15 protein-coding genes, 1 tRNA gene and 1 riboswitch are annotated in these 17,524 nt (G+C 29.1%); of the genes, 7 read left to right on the forward strand and 9 right to left on the reverse strand.

Annotated elements, in window-relative coordinates:
* The first annotated feature begins 125 nt into the window (after positions 1-125).
* The gene (locus tag ACRDBA_RS01610; protein ID WP_438571196.1) at positions 126-1,193 is read left to right on the forward strand and encodes an NAD(P)H-dependent flavin oxidoreductase; all 1,068 of its coding nucleotides are present in this window, start codon (positions 126-128) and stop codon (positions 1,191-1,193) included.
* Positions 1,194-1,322: 129 nt separating this feature from the next.
* Positions 1,323-1,691, forward strand: a complete 369-nt coding sequence (locus ACRDBA_RS01615; RefSeq protein ID WP_438571197.1) for a C40 family peptidase — start codon at positions 1,323-1,325, stop codon at positions 1,689-1,691.
* A gap of 32 nt (positions 1,692-1,723) precedes the next feature.
* On the opposite strand, the gene ACRDBA_RS01620 is transcribed toward ACRDBA_RS01615, so the two are convergent.
* A tRNA-Trp gene (locus ACRDBA_RS01620) sits at positions 1,724-1,798 on the reverse strand.
* Positions 1,799-1,947: 149 nt separating this feature from the next.
* Between ACRDBA_RS01620 and tsaE the strand changes: the two genes are divergently transcribed.
* Genes tsaE through rimI form a run of 3 tightly spaced genes read left to right on the forward strand, consistent with a single transcriptional unit; the run spans position 1,948 to position 3,549 of the window.
* A complete protein-coding gene (tsaE, locus tag ACRDBA_RS01625; protein WP_438571198.1) occupies positions 1,948-2,409 on the forward strand; it encodes a tRNA (adenosine(37)-N6)-threonylcarbamoyltransferase complex ATPase subunit type 1 TsaE in 462 nt (153 codons plus the stop codon).
* Entirely contained in the window at positions 2,406-3,122 is a 717-nt protein-coding gene (gene tsaB, locus ACRDBA_RS01630) for a tRNA (adenosine(37)-N6)-threonylcarbamoyltransferase complex dimerization subunit type 1 TsaB (protein WP_438571199.1), read from the forward strand. Before tsaE ends, tsaB begins: the two co-directional genes overlap by 4 nt.
* Positions 3,106-3,549, forward strand: a complete 444-nt coding sequence (gene rimI, locus ACRDBA_RS01635; protein WP_438571200.1) for a ribosomal protein S18-alanine N-acetyltransferase — start codon at positions 3,106-3,108, stop codon at positions 3,547-3,549. Before tsaB ends, rimI begins: the two co-directional genes overlap by 17 nt.
* Positions 3,550-3,575: 26 nt before the next feature.
* On the opposite strand, the gene ACRDBA_RS01640 is transcribed toward rimI, so the two are convergent.
* The gene (locus tag ACRDBA_RS01640) at positions 3,576-4,166 is read right to left on the reverse strand and encodes an ECF transporter S component (protein WP_438571201.1); all 591 of its coding nucleotides are present in this window, start codon (positions 4,164-4,166) and stop codon (positions 3,576-3,578) included.
* Positions 4,167-4,305: 139 nt separating this feature from the next.
* Positions 4,306-4,422: riboswitch (FMN riboswitch) on the reverse strand.
* 55 nt (positions 4,423-4,477) lie between these two features.
* Entirely contained in the window at positions 4,478-6,640 is a 2,163-nt protein-coding gene (locus tag ACRDBA_RS01645; protein WP_438571202.1) for a Tex family protein, read from the reverse strand.
* A 220-nt stretch (positions 6,641-6,860) separates the two neighbouring features.
* On the opposite strand from ACRDBA_RS01645, the gene ACRDBA_RS01650 reads away from it, so the two are divergent.
* Together ACRDBA_RS01650 and ACRDBA_RS01655 are read left to right on the forward strand one after the other, a co-directional pair.
* A complete protein-coding gene (locus tag ACRDBA_RS01650) occupies positions 6,861-7,202 on the forward strand; it encodes a hypothetical protein (protein ID WP_438571203.1) in 342 nt (113 codons plus the stop codon).
* A gap of 86 nt (positions 7,203-7,288) precedes the next feature.
* Positions 7,289-8,641 (forward strand): M28 family metallopeptidase, encoded by a 1,353-nt coding sequence (locus tag ACRDBA_RS01655; protein ID WP_438571204.1) that lies wholly within the window; start codon positions 7,289-7,291, stop codon positions 8,639-8,641.
* A 151-nt stretch (positions 8,642-8,792) separates the two neighbouring features.
* On the opposite strand, the gene prfB is transcribed toward ACRDBA_RS01655, so the two are convergent.
* From prfB to recD2, 6 genes are all read right to left on the reverse strand, one after another.
* A protein-coding gene (gene prfB / locus ACRDBA_RS01660) for a peptide chain release factor 2 (RefSeq protein WP_438571205.1) occupies positions 8,793-9,891 on the reverse strand; the annotation gives its coding sequence in 2 pieces (ribosomal slippage) (positions 8,793-9,812 and positions 9,814-9,891; 1,098 coding nt in all).
* Between the two features lie 72 nt (positions 9,892-9,963).
* Positions 9,964-12,480 (reverse strand): preprotein translocase subunit SecA, encoded by a 2,517-nt coding sequence (secA, locus tag ACRDBA_RS01665; protein WP_438571206.1) that lies wholly within the window; start codon positions 12,478-12,480, stop codon positions 9,964-9,966.
* 182 nt (positions 12,481-12,662) lie between these two features.
* On the reverse strand, positions 12,663-13,193 hold the full coding sequence (gene hpf, locus ACRDBA_RS01670; protein WP_438571207.1) for a ribosome hibernation-promoting factor, HPF/YfiA family: 531 nt from the start codon (positions 13,191-13,193) through the stop codon (positions 12,663-12,665).
* Positions 13,194-13,608: 415 nt separating this feature from the next.
* The gene (locus ACRDBA_RS01675) at positions 13,609-14,256 is read right to left on the reverse strand and encodes a ComF family protein (protein ID WP_438571208.1); all 648 of its coding nucleotides are present in this window, start codon (positions 14,254-14,256) and stop codon (positions 13,609-13,611) included.
* Positions 14,232-15,245, reverse strand: a complete 1,014-nt coding sequence (locus tag ACRDBA_RS01680; RefSeq protein WP_438571209.1) for a hypothetical protein — start codon at positions 15,243-15,245, stop codon at positions 14,232-14,234. Before ACRDBA_RS01680 ends, ACRDBA_RS01675 begins: the two co-directional genes overlap by 25 nt.
* A gap of 15 nt (positions 15,246-15,260) precedes the next feature.
* Complete coding sequence (recD2, locus tag ACRDBA_RS01685) at positions 15,261-17,489, reverse strand: SF1B family DNA helicase RecD2 (RefSeq protein ID WP_438571210.1); 2,229 nt, start codon at positions 17,487-17,489, stop codon at positions 15,261-15,263.
* Positions 17,490-17,524 lie beyond the last annotated feature (35 nt).

Raw genomic sequence — 17,524 nt, forward strand, 5'->3', positions numbered from 1 at the left:
AACTTATTTAATATTTTTCTATTTAATATTGTTAAATATTCAAAATTTGCTATAATGATTATAAAATACTTTGATAATAAAAGTATTTTATAATCAAAATATTTCTTTGAAAGGATGTTATTTTTATGAATATAAAACCATTAGTTATCGGAGATTTAATAGCTAAGCTACCTATAATACAAGGGGGTATGGGAATCGGAGTATCTTTATCTAACTTAGCTGGAGCTGTTGCTAAAGCAGGTGGAATTGGTGTTATCTCTGGTGCACAAACCGGATTTAAAGAACCTGATTTCAATACAAATACACTAGAAGCTAACTTAAGAGCTATTAAAAAACATATAAAAATTGCAAAAGAAAAATCAAATAACGGTATAATAGGAATCAATCTTATGGTTGCTATGAATAAATACAAAGAGCATGTTGAGGCTGCTATCCAAGGTGGTGTAGATTTAATTATATCTGGTGCTGGTTTACCAACTAAGCTGCCTAAATACACAAAAGGAAGCAACGTAAAAATTGCTCCAATTGTATCTTCTGTTAAAGCAACTAAAGTAATCTTAGGAGTTTGGGATAGACATAATTCTGTTACTGCTGATGCAGTTATAATAGAGGGTCCTAAAGCTGGAGGTCATCTTGGATTTGCAAAGGAATCTCTTAATGAAGAAATTGAAAACTTTGATACCAATATAAAAGAAATAATAGAAGTAGTTAAAACTTTTGAAGAAAAATATAATAAGTCTATTCCTGTGATTGTAGCAGGTGGAGTTTTTAACGGATATGACATTGCCAAATATCTAAAACTTGGAGCTAGCGGTGTGCAAATGGGAACACGTTTTGTAGGTACACATGAATGTGATGCCGATGATAAGTTTAAAGAAGCATATGTAAATTGTAGTAATGATGATATTTCTATTGTAAAAAGTCCTGTTGGTATGCCTGGAAGAGCTATAGCAAATAAATTTGTTGATTCTACTAAAGAAGGTAATTTAAAAGTTTCAAAATGTTATGATTGCTTAATCCCTTGTAATCCAGCTTCAACACCTTATTGCATTAGTGAAGCATTAATGAATGCTGTTAAAGGAAATCTTGATAATGGATTAATTTTCTGTGGCTCCAATGCTTGTAAAGTAAACAAATTAGTTTCTGTTCAAGACCTTATGGATGAACTTAGTAATGAATTAAACTTAGCTTAATAAAAAATTAAAATAAGTGTAGAAGATTTATAATATCTTCTATGCTTATTTTTATATTATTCAATATTATTTCAACTTATGTCCTTTATCCTCATATAATATCTATATAACACAAAAGAGGTAAAGCTTATGAACTCATATTATAATAACGTCAACCTAAATAGAAAAAAAATCGTTGATGAAGCAAAAAAACTCTTAGGAACACCTTACAAATTTGGAGATAATGGTCCAAACTCCTTTGACCAGACTGGGTTTATTCAATACGTATATAAAAAAGCTGTAGGAGTAAAATTACCTATAGATATAAAAAGCCTTTTAAACGTAGGTATTCAAGTAAATAAAGATCAACTTCTTCCTGGTGATTTAATTTTCACTTTTAACGGAAAGCACGTTGCTATATATATAGGTAATGATATGATCATTCATCCTCCATATGTAAAACAAAAAGTCAAAATCACTCAAATTTATAATTTTTTTACAGCAAGAAAATTATTATAAAAAAAAGACTAGCATTTTATTGCTAGTCTTTTTGGCAGGGGCAGTAGGATTTGAACCCACAACCAATGGTTTTGGAGACCACTACTCTACCGTTGAGCCATACCCCTTTGAACAATATTTATTATATATTATGTTAAGGATAAAATCAACTACTTTTTTGCAAAATTAATAATGTTTTTTATCTTATTCTTTTCTTTTTAGTCAAATTTGGATAGAATATATACATATACGATTTATATAAGAAAGGAGATACTTTATGCATTTTACTGTTAATAGTGTTGAAAGTACAACATCTCTAGGTTTAAAACTAGGAAAACTATTAAATCCTGGAGATATTATTTGCTTAACAGGTGATTTAGGAACTGGGAAAACTCACATAACTAAAGGAATTGCTCAAGGTTTAGATATACATGAACATATAACAAGTCCAACATTTACAATTGTTAATGAATATGATTCTGGAAGACTTAAACTATATCATTTTGATGTTTATCGCGTTAGCGATCCTGATGAAATATATGCAATTGGATTTGATGACTACATATTTTCAAATGGTGTTTCAATTATAGAATGGGCTAATTATATAGAAGAAATACTTCCTTCTGAATATTTACACATACTTATAGAAAAAGATTTAGAAAAAGGTGAAAACTTTAGAAAAATCACTATTACTCCTTATGGAGATAAATATAGTTATATAAAGGAGTTAAGCATATGATAGTTTTAAGTATTGATTCATCGTCTCAAGTTGCTACTGCTGCAATTTTAAGAGATGATTGCCTACTTAGTGAATATACAATTAATAACAAGCGAGAACATTCTGTTTTAGTTATGGATATGGTTCAAAACTTATTAAAAGATAATAATTTAGATATTGATGATATTGATGGATTTGTAGTTTCTAAAGGACCTGGTTCATTTACAGGACTTAGAATAGGTATGGCTACAGTTAAAGGTCTTAGCTTTGGATCTAATAAGCCTTATGTAAGTGTTTCAAGCTTAGATGCTCTTGCATATTCATTAATTAACTTCCAAGGTATTATCTGCCCTATAATGGATGCCTTAAGAGATAGTGTTTATACTTGTCTTTATAAAAATATAGATGGTAAGCTAACTCCTATTAGTGATTATTCTGCTTTAGAATTATCTGAGTTAGTAGAATTATTAAAAGAAAAAGGTGAAAATGTTATCTTTACTGGGGATGGTTTGACTAAGTATAAGGATTACTTAAAGAAAAACTTACCTAATTCGTATTTTGCGCCTAACCATTTAAGTATAGTAAGAGCCTCTTCCCTTGGAGAACTAGGATTAACTTTACTTTCTGAAGGTATTTCTGATGATGCTAATTCTTCTCCTTTATACTTAAAGAAACCTCAAGCAGAAAGAGAACTTGAAAAAAGGTTGGCATTAAAAAATGAAAATAGCTTATAATTTGTTAACAACAAATGATATAGATGGAATATTTGATGTTAGTACCAAATGTTCATTTACATCTTGGCTGAGATCATCTTACGAATCAGAACTTAATAATCCTATAGCTAAGTATATAGTCGCGAGAGACTTATCAACTAACACCGTTGTAGGATTTATAGGAATATGGATAATAGTTGGTGAAGGTGATATTACAAACATTGCTGTACTTCCTGAATATAGACGAAATAAAATTGCATCTAATTTAGTAGAAAAACTACTAGAAGTTTGTAATGAAAATAATTGCTATGTTATAAATTTAGAAGTTAGAAGCTCAAATATAGCTGCACAAAATTTATATCAATCTTTTGGTTTTAAAAAAATAGGATTAAGAAAAGCTTATTATTCTGATAATAAAGAAGATGCTATTCTTATGCAAAAAAACTAGCCACACAATAGTATGGCTAGTTTTTTTTACGCTATTTTAATCTTATCTTTTTTATTTTCAAAGTTTGAGTCAACTTTAAAAATTGCCTTAGAAACTTTTTTATATAGTATATATGTTATTAAACATACTAGTACTGCCTTTACTCCATTAAAAGGAATTAATCCAACTGCTACATAATTTAAAAGTTCTGCCTTTTCCATTTGCATTCCGTAAGCTGGTAGTAATAAATAAACATTTGCTAATATTCCTATTACCTCTATGCTTAATATACCTAATCCCATTCCTAATAAAGCAGATTTTCTACTTTTATTTCTATGATATATCCATGATGCTGGTACTACTAATGATATTCCTACTATAAAGTTTGCTAATTCTCCAACAAATCCTGATTGTGTTCCCTTAACTAACAATATTAAAATATTTTTAATTAATTCTACTACTATTCCAGTCATAGGACCAAATGCAAAAGCTCCCATAAGTGCTGGAATATCACTTAAATCAATTTTTAACCATGGAAATGGCGTAATAGGAAAATCAAAATACATTAGTACTACTGATATAGCTCCTAAAAGCGATATCTTTACAAATTTGTTTAAATTTTTGTTACTTGTGTTCATACACTATCCCTCCTAAAATTTATCTTCTAGGGTAATAGTTAGGAAATAAAAAAACTCTGATGCAACACAATTACATCAGAGCTAAAATTCACTTAAACAGATTTATTCTATACCTATAGCATATAATAAACCATTAAACTACTACCTTCTTTCATCCAGACTATACTGTCGGCTTCGGAATTTAACCGAATCATACTATTTCTAGCTCGCGGGCTTTACCGCCGGTGGGGAATCTCGCCCCGCCCTGAAGATATATTAAATTATAGTCCCATTATATGTTATAAATATGATTTGTACAAGCTTTTTTAAAATTATTCTTGAATATCTTTCATAGATAATGATATTCTATTTCTTTTTGCATCCACTTCCATTATTTTAACTTTAACTATGTCTCCTACTTTGACAATATCTAGTGGATGCTTTACAAATCTGTTAGCCATTTGACTTTTATGAACTAGCCCATCTTGATGCACTCCAATATCAACAAAAGCACCAAAATCCGATACATTTCTAACTGTTCCCATTAATATCATCCCTGAACTTAAATCTTTTAAATCTATAACTCCAGTTTTTAAAATAGGCTTAGGCATTTCTTCTCTTGGATCTCTTCCTGGTTTTTGTAATTCCTTAATTATATCCTTAAGTGTATGTTCTCCAACTTCTAATTCTTTAACCAAATTATTTAAACCTTTTTCTTTTACTCTTTCTTCTATATCTTTAAGGTTCTTATTTTTTAAATCTGCTTTTGTATAATTTAATATTTCAATTAATTTTTTTGCTACATCATATGACTCTGGATGCACTGATGTATTATCTAACTCTTCTTTACTTTCTGGAACTCTTAAGAATCCAGCACATTGCTCATAGGCCTTTTGCCCTAGTCTCTTAACCTTAAGTAATTCCTTTCTTGTCTTAAATGTTCCAGCTTCTTCTCTATATGCTACAATATTATTTGCTATGCTTTGATTTATACCTGCAATATGATTTAGTAATGCTGGTGTCGCAGTATTTAAGTCTACTCCCACTTTATTTACTGAATCTTCGACTACTCCTACTAATGATTCTTCTAACCTTTTTTGAGTTACATCATGCTGATATTGACCTACACCTATTGCCTTAGGATCAATTTTAACTAGCTCTGCCATTGGATCTTGAAGTCTTCTTCCTATTGAAATAGCTCCTCTTACAGTAACATCTAAGTCTGGATATTCCTTTGTTCCAAGCTCTGATGCTGAATATACAGAAGCTCCTGCTTCAGAAACTATTACATATGCAACTTCTCTTCCTGTTTCAGCTTTTATTTCTGATATCATCTCTGATATTACTTCTTCTGATTCTCTTGATGCAGTCCCATTTCCTAATGATATTACATCTACCTTATGTTTATTTATTAACTCTTTTAATATCTTTTTTGTTCCAGCTATATCACGCTTAGGGACTGTTGGATATACTGTAACATTTTCTAAAAACTTTCCTGTATCATCTAGTATAGCTATTTTACATCCTGTTCTAAACCCTGGATCATAACCCATAACAACCTTTCCTTTTATAGGTGGTTGCATTAATAGAGCCTTAAGATTCTCTTTAAATACCTTTATCGCTCCTTCTTCCCCTATATCTGTTAATTCACTTCTAACTTCTCTTTCTATTGAAGGATATATAAGTCTTTTTAAAGAATCTTTTATTGCTAATCTTAAATATTCATCAGTAATACTATTATTTTTTAATAAATTATTTTCTAAATAACTTATTATCTTTTCTTCATTTGCTATTATTTTTACAGAAAGTACTTTTTCCTTTTCTCCTCTATTTATAGCAAGTATTCTATGCGGTGGTATCTTAGATACATCTTCACTATACTCATAGTACATTTCATATGGAGTATCCTCACCCTTTCCTTTAGATTCTATCTTTCCTTCTCTTAATACTAATGCTCTTATCCATTTTCTATATTTAGCCTCATCAGAAATCATTTCTGCTATAATATCTAATGCTCCTGAAATAGCATCTTTTTCATCAGCTACTCCTTTTTCATCATTTATAAATCCTTTAGCTTCTAATGTTATATCACCTTTAAAATTTCCACTACAAATAATATCTGCTAATGGCTTTAACCCTTTTTCTAAGGCTATTGTTGCCCTTGTTCTTTTCTTTTGCTTATAAGGTCTATATATATCTTCAACCTCTGTTAACGTAGTTGCCTTTTCTAAAGATAAATTTATTTCCTTAGTTAATTTTCCTTGTTCATCTATTAATCTTAAAACATCTAATTTTCTATCTTTTAAATTTCTAAGATAAGTTAATCTTTCTTGAAACTTTCTTAAAACCTCATCAGTTAATGCACCTGTTTGTTCTTTTCTATATCTAGATATAAAAGGAACTGTATTCCCTTCGTCAAGTAATGCAATAACATTGTTTACTTGACTAAGCTTTAAGCCTAATTCTTCTTCTAAACGTTGTTCAATATTAACCATTTATTCCTCCTAAAACTCTCGTCAAATTTTACATAATGATACTATAATTATAATATTATTTACAAGTAATACAATGAAATATATTCTACATAATTTTTATTTTCTCTAATGCTGTAAAATATATTAAAATTGAATCTATTTAACACTAATGAACATTATTGATATTATGTCTATAAAGAAGTATAATCTATTTGTAAATATTTTACAGATAGGTGATTGTATGGATAAATTTATTTTTGTTATCAATAAAATAACTAGCATTTTACTTATATTTTTTATAGTTTTATTAGCTTTAAGCCAATATTCTATTATTCAAATATCAGATACTCTTAAAAGTATTTGTTATTTCTTATCTTTAGTTTTAATTATATTATCTTCTACACGGGAGCTTTTTACTACTAATTCAGGATTTTCAAAATTTATTAGTATTTCTATCCTATTATCCTCATTAATAGGTGGAATTTTTGCCATAATTAATAGCGAATTAAATATATTTATTTATATATGTATTTTATTTTCATTAATCTTTGGGTTAATTGATTTAGTTTATAAAAAAGCTTAACTTAATTAAACATATTTTAGATTATTTCTCATAATTCTATATCTCAAGTAATAGTATTAATTAAAACTATTATTTGAGGTATTTTTATGAAGAAAAAATTTCTTTACTATTTTACATTAATTTCATGTATTTTATTATTATGCTTATCTAGCTATTTTAATATTACATATTCATCCTTTAACCCTGAAAAGGTAAAGGAAAGTATTACTGTTTTATCATCGCAAACTTATAATGGTCGTTTACCTGGTAGTAATGAAAACACTCTAGTTAGTGAAGCTATTAGAAAATCTTTTGAAGATTCTAAGCTTTCTCCATTAAACGAATCATATAAGGAAGACTTTACTACAACATGCCCTGTTAAAACTAACACCGCACCTTATATAAAATTTTATGAAAATGGTGATATTGCTAAAGAATTAACCTATGGCAAAGATTTTAAAGAAGATATGCTTAACTTTAAAATTAATTCTATTACTTTTTCTAAAGAAAATACTATTAATATTTATACTAGATCCATAGACGTAACTACACCTGAAGGAACATGCTTATTTTACGTATCTGACAAAGATGATTTTTCCTTTAGGAGTTCTTTTATGAGCAACTGCCCTTATGATATGGTTATAATGATTACTACTAATACTTATAATGCTATTTTAGATTCTATTAGAAACGGGTTGGAAGTTGCTATTCATATTCCATTTTCAACTGAAGAAAAAAGCATATCAAATGTTGTTGGTGTTATAGAAGGTAAATCAAAAGACCTTCCTCCACTTGTTTTAACAGCTCATTACGATCACCTTGGAAGTGATGGTCTAGGAAATATATATTGGGGTGCTTTAGATAATGCTTCTGGAACTTCTTTTCTTTTAGAATTACAAAGAAGCCTATCAACTTATGCTAAACCTAATAGAGATATTATTTTTGTTGCTTTAAATGCTGAAGAATTTGGTTTATTAGGCTCTAAGGCATTTGCAGAAGGTAACTTAGAAATTTTAAAAGGTGCTGAAGTAATTAACTTCGATATGATTGGTGCTAAGGACTTTCCAATAACATTTATGCAAGGCGCAAACTTTAAAGATAAAGATTCAGATTTATTAAAATCTATTCAAGAAATATGTACTAAAAATAATGTTCCATTTGAAGTAACGTATCAAGATTCTAGTGATCATGCAAGCTTTAATAATTTAGGAATTGATTCATTAAGCTTTTGTCATAGTGATATGAGTAGAATTCATACCCCTAATGATAAAGTTGATGTAATAGACTTAGATGCTATTGAAAGCGTATATAATGTAGTTGAGGAAAAAATATTCGATTCCTCTTATAGCAAGATGTCTAATTTCTTATATAGTAAATATTCTATGATTACTTTTTCTTCTTTATTAGTAATCTTACTACTTGTAGGATTTATTAGTAGAAATAAGAAAAATAATCTTTAATAAATAGACTAATATCTAATTTTATAATTTAAAGAAAAGCACCTAGAAATATTAATGTATCTACGCTTTAGATACATTAATATTCGTCTAGATGCTTCTATAATATACTAGTATTAATTTAACTCTATAGTTCACTTTAATTAATCATAACTTAACTTTGCTTTAAAAATGCACTTATAAAATTATCTATTTCCCCATTCATTACAGAATTTAAGTTTGCAGTTTCTTCACCAGTTCTATGATCTTTAACCATATTATATGGATGGAAAACATATGACCTTATCTGGCTACCCCACCCCATATCTTTTAACTCACCTGTTAAATCTTCTATTTTTTCCTTATGAGCTCTATCCTTCAGCTCTATAAGCTTAGATTTTAACATATTCATAGCTGAATCCTTGTTTGAAAATTGACTTCTTTCATTTTGACATTGAACTACTATTCCAGTTGGAATATGAGTAATTCTTATAGCTGATTCAGTTTTATTAACATGCTGACCACCAGCTCCACTTGCTCTATATGTGTCAATTCTTAAGTCATCAGCCTTTATTTCTATATCTTGATCCTTAGTTAATTCAGGTAAAACTTCTAATGAAGCAAAAGATGTTTGCCTTTTACCATTTGCATTAAATGGTGATATTCTAACTAGTCTATGTACTCCCTTTTCTGCCTTAAGATAACCATATGCAAATTCACCCTTTACCTTTAATGTGACACTTTTAATTCCAGCTTCATCACCTTGTATTAAATCTAGTACGTCAACCTTAAAGCCTTTTTTTTCACACCATCTTGTGTACATTCTTAAAAGCATATCAGTCCAATCATTTGCATCTGAACCACCTACACCTGCATGTAACGTTAAAATAACATCATTTCTATCATATTCTCCAGAAAGTAATATCTCTATCTTATATTCATCTACTTCTTTTTCAATAGATTTTATTTCATTTATTATTTCTTCTGCAGATTCATTATCATCTTCTTCCATGATTTCTGCTAAAACTTCCACATCATCTACTCTTCTAATAAGTGAATCATATCTTTCTATTTTATCTTTTATCCTTTTACTTTCCTTAGTTACTTCCTCAGCTCTTTTTATATCATCCCAAAAGCCTTTTTCTTGCATTTGCAAATCTAATTCAGCTACTTGCTTTTCTAGTGCTCCCTTGTCAAAGAGAAGCCCCCATTTCTTCTATGTTATTTTTAATTGCACTAAGCTTTGATAGCTCATTTTCTAATTGAATTAACATTTATTCACATCCTAACTATATTAATTAAAAATATTCTTTGTAGTGAAAAAAGTGCCCTAAGGCACTTTTTTATTATACTTCCCTACCGCAGCAGTTCTTATACTTTTTACCGCTTCCACAACTACATAAGTCGTTTCTTCCAGCAGTTTCTTCTTTTCTTACAGGTTGCTTTTTAGCATCTGTTCCTTCACCGCCACCATGGCTAGCTCCAGTTTCTTCTGCAACTCTTTCTCTTTCAACTGGTCTTTCAGCTTTAAGATGGAATAAGAATTTAACGGTTTCAATTTTTATCCCTTCAATCATTTCCTCAAACATTGTACTACCTTCCATTTGGTATGCTTGAGTAGGATCTATTTGCTTGTATGCTCTTAATCCAATTCCTTGCTTTAAATGATCCATGTTATCTATATGAGCCATCCATTTTTGGTCAACAACTCTTAATAAAATAACTCTTTCAACTTCTCTAAATTGTTCTTCACCAAACTCTAATTCTTTACCTCTATATACTTCTAATAATAAATTAGATATCTTTTCTATCATTTCCTCGTTAGATAAATCAATTAAATCTTCAACTGTAAATCTTCCATGAGGTAAACATAAGTCTTCAAGATATTGAATCATCTTCTTTATTTCTTCTTCATAATTATCTTCAATTCCATCTAAATGAGCTTTAACTGCATCTGAAACTACTTCTATTATCATAGATTCAATTTGTTCTTTAAGGTTTTTACCTTCTAGAACTTCTGCTCTTTGTCTATAAATAACTTCTCTTTGCATATTCATAACATCATCATATCCGATAAGGTTCTTTCTTATATCAAAGTTGTTACCTTCAACTTTCTTTTGAGCATTTTCTAAAGCTCTACTTACCATTTTATGATCAATAGCTTCATCATCTTCTAATCCTAGTTTTTCCATAAGCCCTTGAATCTTTTCTGATCCAAATATTCTCATTAAATCATCTTCTAATGATATGAAGAATGTTGATGCTCCTGGATCACCTTGACGTCCTGCTCTACCTCTTAACTGATTATCTATTCTTCTTGATTCATGTCTTTCAGTACCAATAATTTTAAGTCCGCCAGCTTCTCTAACACCTTCACCTAGCTTTATATCCGTACCTCTACCAGCCATATTTGTAGCTATAGTAACCATTCCAAATTCACCAGCATGAGTAATTATCTCTGCTTCTTGTTCATGGTATTTAGCATTAAGCACTTGATGCTTAACCCCTCTTTTCTTTAATAAGCTTGAAATATATTCTGACTTTTCAATACTTACAGTACCAACTAAAACTGGTTGACCCTTTTTATTAGCTTCTATTATTTCTTCAACAATAGCATTGTACTTACCTTTTGCATTTTTATAAATTAAATCAGTATTATCTATTCTTGCTACTGGTCTATGTGTAGGCACAACTATAACGTCTAAAGAATAAATTTCTCTAAATTCATTTTCTTCTGTTAATGCTGTTCCTGTCATTCCTGATAACTTTTCATACATTCTGAAATAATTTTGGAATGTTATTGTTGCTAAAGTTTTAGATTCTCTTTCAATCTTAACTCCTTCTTTAGCTTCAATTGCTTGGTGAAGACCATCTGAATATCTTCTACCTTCCATAAGTCTACCTGTAAATTCATCAACTATAATAACTTGATCATCTTTTACCATGTAGTCTTTATCTAATTTCATAGTGTAGTTTGCTTTTAAAGCTTGTGTTATATAATGTTGTAATTCTAAATGTTCAGCATCTGCATAGTTATCTATTCCAAATGCTCTTTCTGCTCTAGCTATCCCATCTTCTGTTAGCATAACTGCATTAGCTTTTTCATCTATAGTGAAATCTCTTTCTGCTAACAGCTGTTTTACAAAGTTATCTGCAACATTGTAGAACTTAGTTGATTTTTCTCCAGCTCCTGAAATTATAAGTGGAGTTCTAGCTTCATCTATAAGGATTGAGTCAACTTCATCAACTACAGCAAAGTTTAATTCTCTTTGTACTCTTTCCTCTTTATAAATAACCATGTTATCTCTTAAATAATCAAAACCAAATTCATTATTAGTTCCATAAGTAATGTCTGAGCCATAAGCTGCTCTTCTTTCATCAGGAGTTAATCCATGAACTATACAACCTGATGTTAATCCTAAGAAACTATATAATCTTCCCATTTCTTCTTGGTCTCTTTTTGCAAGGTAATCATTAACAGTAATTAAATGAACCCCTTTACCAGTAAGAGCATTTAAATATAAAGGAAGTGTTGCAACTAATGTTTTACCTTCCCCTGTTTTCATTTCAGCTATTCTTCCTTGATGTAATACCATTCCACCAATTAATTGAACTCTGTAATGTCTCATTCCAAGAACTCTTTTGGAAGCTTCTCTACATACAGCAAAAGCTTCTGGTAATATGTGATCTAATGATTCACCTTCTGATATTCTCTTTTTAAACTCTTCCGTTTTTCCTCTTAGTTCATCATCAGAAAGCTTTTGCATATCTGCTTCTAATGCTTCAACTTTATCTGCCGTTTTTTGTAATCTTTTTACTTCTTTCTCACTATACGTCCCAAATATTTTTTCTAAGAATCCCATATTTCTTATCCTTCCAATCGTATCTTATTTTGCGTAAATTTTATACCTTTAAGAAACCATTTCTTTCTTTGTATAAATTATACCATTTTCACCCTTATAAGTTCAAGAAAATAACATAAATAACATTCTTAATAAAAAATGAAGTGCATAAACACTTCATTTTTTATTTATACTTATAAACTTTATATATATTCAGGTTCTAACAAACCATAATCTCCATCTTTTCTTTTATACATAACACATAATTTATTTTCATCTGAATCTTGATATACAAAGAAATTATGTCCTAATAATTCCATTTGTAAAACTGCTTCATCTGATGACATTGGCTTTATGCCAAATCTTTTTACCTTAACAAGCTTTCCATCATTTTTATCTTGTTCAATAGCAACTTCATCTAAACCATGGAATCTTAATGATTCATTATTTCTTCTTGATAGTTTAGTTCTTTGCTTTCTTATTTGTCTTTCTAGCTTTTGTTCCACTAAGTCAATAGATTTATACATATCATCAGTATGTTCTTCAGCTCGTAATATAACTCCATTAAAAGGTATTGTTACCTCTACTTTTTGTCTGTTCTTTTGTACTGATAGTGTAGCCTTAGCTTCAATTTCAGGTGAGAAGTATCTGCTAATTTTTGAAATCTTTTTTTCTACCATTTCTTTTATCGCTGGTGTTAAATCAATATTTTTTGCTATTACTGTGACTTTCATAATAAGGTCATCCCCTCTCTTTAAGTTCTAAGCCTAGCTTAGAAGATTTCAAATATATATCTATTCCTTACTTATATTATACTATTAGAAAACGATTAAATCAATATTATTAATTTAATTTTCTGAATATTATTTGTAATTTCTTCTATCTTTTTTCTTAAAAAGCAAGAAGACTATTAACTTACGTTAATAGTCTTCTTATAAAGCTAGCTGACCTGGATTTTGACCCCACACTCGCCTACTGGAGCTTTTGCTACCCGGACTTAACCTCTCACTACTCACACTCTCAACCTAAGTTGGTAGGACTAACATCTATACCGCACCGTGATCATTAGAATCTTTGCCTAACTTACGTGGATCGTTTCGCCTGCGACTGGCATCGACTTTCATCCACAGACCTAGCTTTATATAAATATTATATCTCACTTTTTGCAACTGTCAATACATTTATTGTACAACCTTCAATCTTTTCTAACATACTTTTACACTCTTTAACTGTATATCCAGTTGTAACCACATCATCTATTAATATTATTGATTTTCCTATCAAATATTTTTCATCTTTAACAGAAAATACCCCTTTTACATTTTCCGATCGCTCTTCTTTTGATAATGTTTTTTGTTCCTTTGTATCTTTTATTTTAATTATCCCGTTATAACATTTCATATTATATCTTTCTGCTATTATTTTACCCATAAATTCACATTGATTAAATCCTCTCTTTTTAAAGGACTTTTTACTTAATGGTACGTACATTACTAAATCTGCTTTAATATTATTTTCATTTATTAGCTCACATAAATACTCTCCAAGTATGCGTCCTGCTAAAAAGTTTTTTTCATACTTAAAGGATAAAATCAAACTTCTGATAGTTTTTCCGTAAAATGCGTATGATTTTATTTCACCATTACATTTAACTCTTTGTATTTTTCCTTTGCATCTATTGCATATTCCTATATTATCTCCCTCTAAGCAAGATATACACTTATCATCAGGAGGATAAATAATGTCTAATAATTGATTAATAACTAATTTAATTATTTTAATAATCCCTTTTCCCATACTTTTTTGTTAAAATCTCTAGCCATACCTTTTACCTTATCCATATTTTCAGATATGTCTTTTGATACCATCAGTACTTCTCCAGAGACTTTATTTCCTTTTCCAACCTCCGCACACATAAAAATCATCTTTTTATAAGAATAAGAAATATCATCTGCAAATAATATTACTATACTCATATCAGTAATGTATTCAATATAGTTTTCCACATAGTTACTCACAATAAATAATGATTTATCCTTTATCTTTAATAATCCATCTATATCTTTAGTGCATGAATCCCTATTTAATCTTACTACCTTGGTTCCAGAAATATTTAATTTTTCTGAATAGTAACTATAAATACTTTTTGATTTTTCTTCTGTTGGTGCTAATATTAATACAGTCTTTTTATTATCTCTAAACCATTTTAAATAATCATAAAGACTATACGGAATATCCTCATCTAATTTAATTCTAGTTGATATTATTCTTGGCTCTACAAACGGTCTATTGGATTGTAATTCTGAAACTTCTATACGTTCCCCTAATGTTACAACTTTTTCTATTGAGTATAATATTATCCTTTTGCTATATAAATACATAGCTTCTATAAGCTCTAATAATTCTTCTTTTCCTACATAAGAAAAACTACTAATATCATCAATTATGCACAAGTCATAATATCCTCTTATATTTATTGCATTTTTAAAGCTAGTAAATATTATTTGTACATCTTCTACTCCCTTTTCTAAATAAGAATATGTGACATTCTTGTTTGTTAATTTTATGTTGTTTATCAAATTAATATTTGATTTATTTTTTCCCCATATATATAATACTTTTCCACCATTTCTTAATAGTTCATTTATTATGCTAGAATAAATAATTGAACTATTATATGGAGTGCTTATTATAGTTAACATTTTTGATTTTCTTAAATACCATTTATTTATCTTAGTAACACATGTTGCAAATTCTTTATGATTAATTACATTCTCATATCTCATTAGCCCACTCCTTGTTTATTCGCTAAAAATATTATTCGATGTAATCTCTAATATTCTATCCTTTAAAGAAGAATATCTATCCATACTTCTAGTATTAGATACCATATATTTTAATGCCTTCGGAATTCCTACAACTACCACTAACTCTTTTGCTCTAGTTATTCCTGTGTATAACAAATTTTTATTCATTAAAAATGGTGAACCCATAAATGCAGGCATAATTATTACTTTAAATTCACTTCCTTGGCTTTTATGAATAGTTATTGCATAGGCTAATTCTAATTCATCTAAATATATATAATCATAAACAACCTTTCTTTCATCATCAAAGATTACTGTAAAGTTTTTTTCTGATTCATTTATACTTTCTATAAAGCCCATATCTCCATTAAATACACCTACACCTTCATTTTCTCCATTTCCCTTAATCCTTAACCACTTTAGCGAATAATTATTTTTAGTTTGCATAACCTTATCGCCTTCTCTAAAAATCATTTCCTTTAACTTCTTTTCTTTTTTAGTAGGAGATTCAGGGTTTAATATTTCTTGTAACCTATTATTTAAATTTTGTACTCCTAGATCACCTTTTCTAGTTGGAGTTAAAATTTGAATATCCTTTAGTTTATCCCATTTGCTATTAAATTTAGGAAGCCTTCTATTAATTAAATCTACTACAGTGTATATTATAGAATCATATTCTTCCTTTACCTCAAAGAAAAAATCACCTTGCTTTTTATTTAATTCAGGCATTTCCCCATTATTTATCTTATGCGCATTTGTTACAATCATACTCTCTTTTCCTTGCCTAAAAATATCCTTAAGCCTAACCACTTTAATAAAATTACTTTCTATTAAATCCTTAAGAACATTACCTGCTCCAACCGATGGAAGCTGATCAACATCTCCAACAATTATAACCCTAGTTCCAAGCTTTATTGCTTTTAAAAGGTTTTGCATAAGCATTATATCTATCATAGATGCTTCATCAATTATAACTACATCTCCTTCTAATGGTGATGACTCTCCCTTACCAAAAAATGAGTTTTCTTCTTCACTTACACCCATTTCTAATAATCTATGTATAGTTTTAGCTTCTCTTCCTGTGGATTCAGTCATTCTTTTAGCTGCTCTTCCTGTAGGTGCTGCTAAAAGCACTTTCATTCCATTATTTTCATATATTTCTATTATGGCTTTTATTATAGTTGTCTTTCCTGTCCCTGGACCACCGGTGATTATCTCTATTCCACTTTCAAAAGCACCTAAAATAGCTTCTCTTTGAGATGGCGCAAAATTTATTTTGTTTTTTTGTTCAAAAGCACCTATTTCAAATTCAACATCAGAATTTATAGTTCTAAAGTTTTCTATACTTAATGTAACTATCTTATTTGTCACACCTAACTCGCAGTAATAGTATGGTAATAAAAATACACCTTCTATTTCTCCTATCTTTTCAATTTTAATTTTTCCTTCTAACGCAGAATTATATATATTTTCCTCAACTAATTTAGCGCTTACCATTAAAACATCCGAAACTTCCACTATTAATTTTTCCTTAGGCATAAAGGTATTTCCTGATGATGAAAACTGATTTAATACATATCTTATTCCACTTTGAACTCTAAATTGAGAAGTATTTTCTATTCCTAAACTCTTTGCTATCCTATCTGCTGTTATAAATCCAATTCCTGATATATCATCACACAAAACATAAGGATTATCTTCAACTACTTTTCTAGCTTGAGCTCCATATTTTTTATATATTTTTATACACTGATTGGTTGTCATACCATGACCTTGAAAATATATCATTATATCTTTCAAATCTTTTTGCTCTATATATGATTCATATATTATAGCAAACTTCTTTTCTCCGATGCCCTCTATCTCTTGAAGTTTTTCTATATTGTTATCTAATATGTCTAATGTATTTTCCCCAAACTTTTCAACTATCTTTTTAGCTGTAACAGGTCCTATTCCATGAATTATACCTGTACTTAAATACTTCTCTATTCCCTCTATAGAATTAGGAAGAACTTCTTCATATTCTTCTATATTGAATTGACGTCCAAACTGTTTATGAAGAACCCATTGGCCCTTTAGCTTTACATGTTGCCCTTCTTTCAAAAACGGCACTACTCCCACTGCATTTATAACTTCTTTATTAACTATAATTTTAGATACTACATATCCTGTGTCATCACTTTTAAATACAATAGATTCTACTATCCCATTTATAGTTTCCATATTATCTCTCCAAATCTTCTAATAATATTTTAATC

The organism is Clostridium sp. (assembly GCF_051654825.1).
In the GTDB taxonomy this organism is placed as follows: Bacteria; Bacillota; Clostridia; order Clostridiales; family Clostridiaceae; genus Clostridium.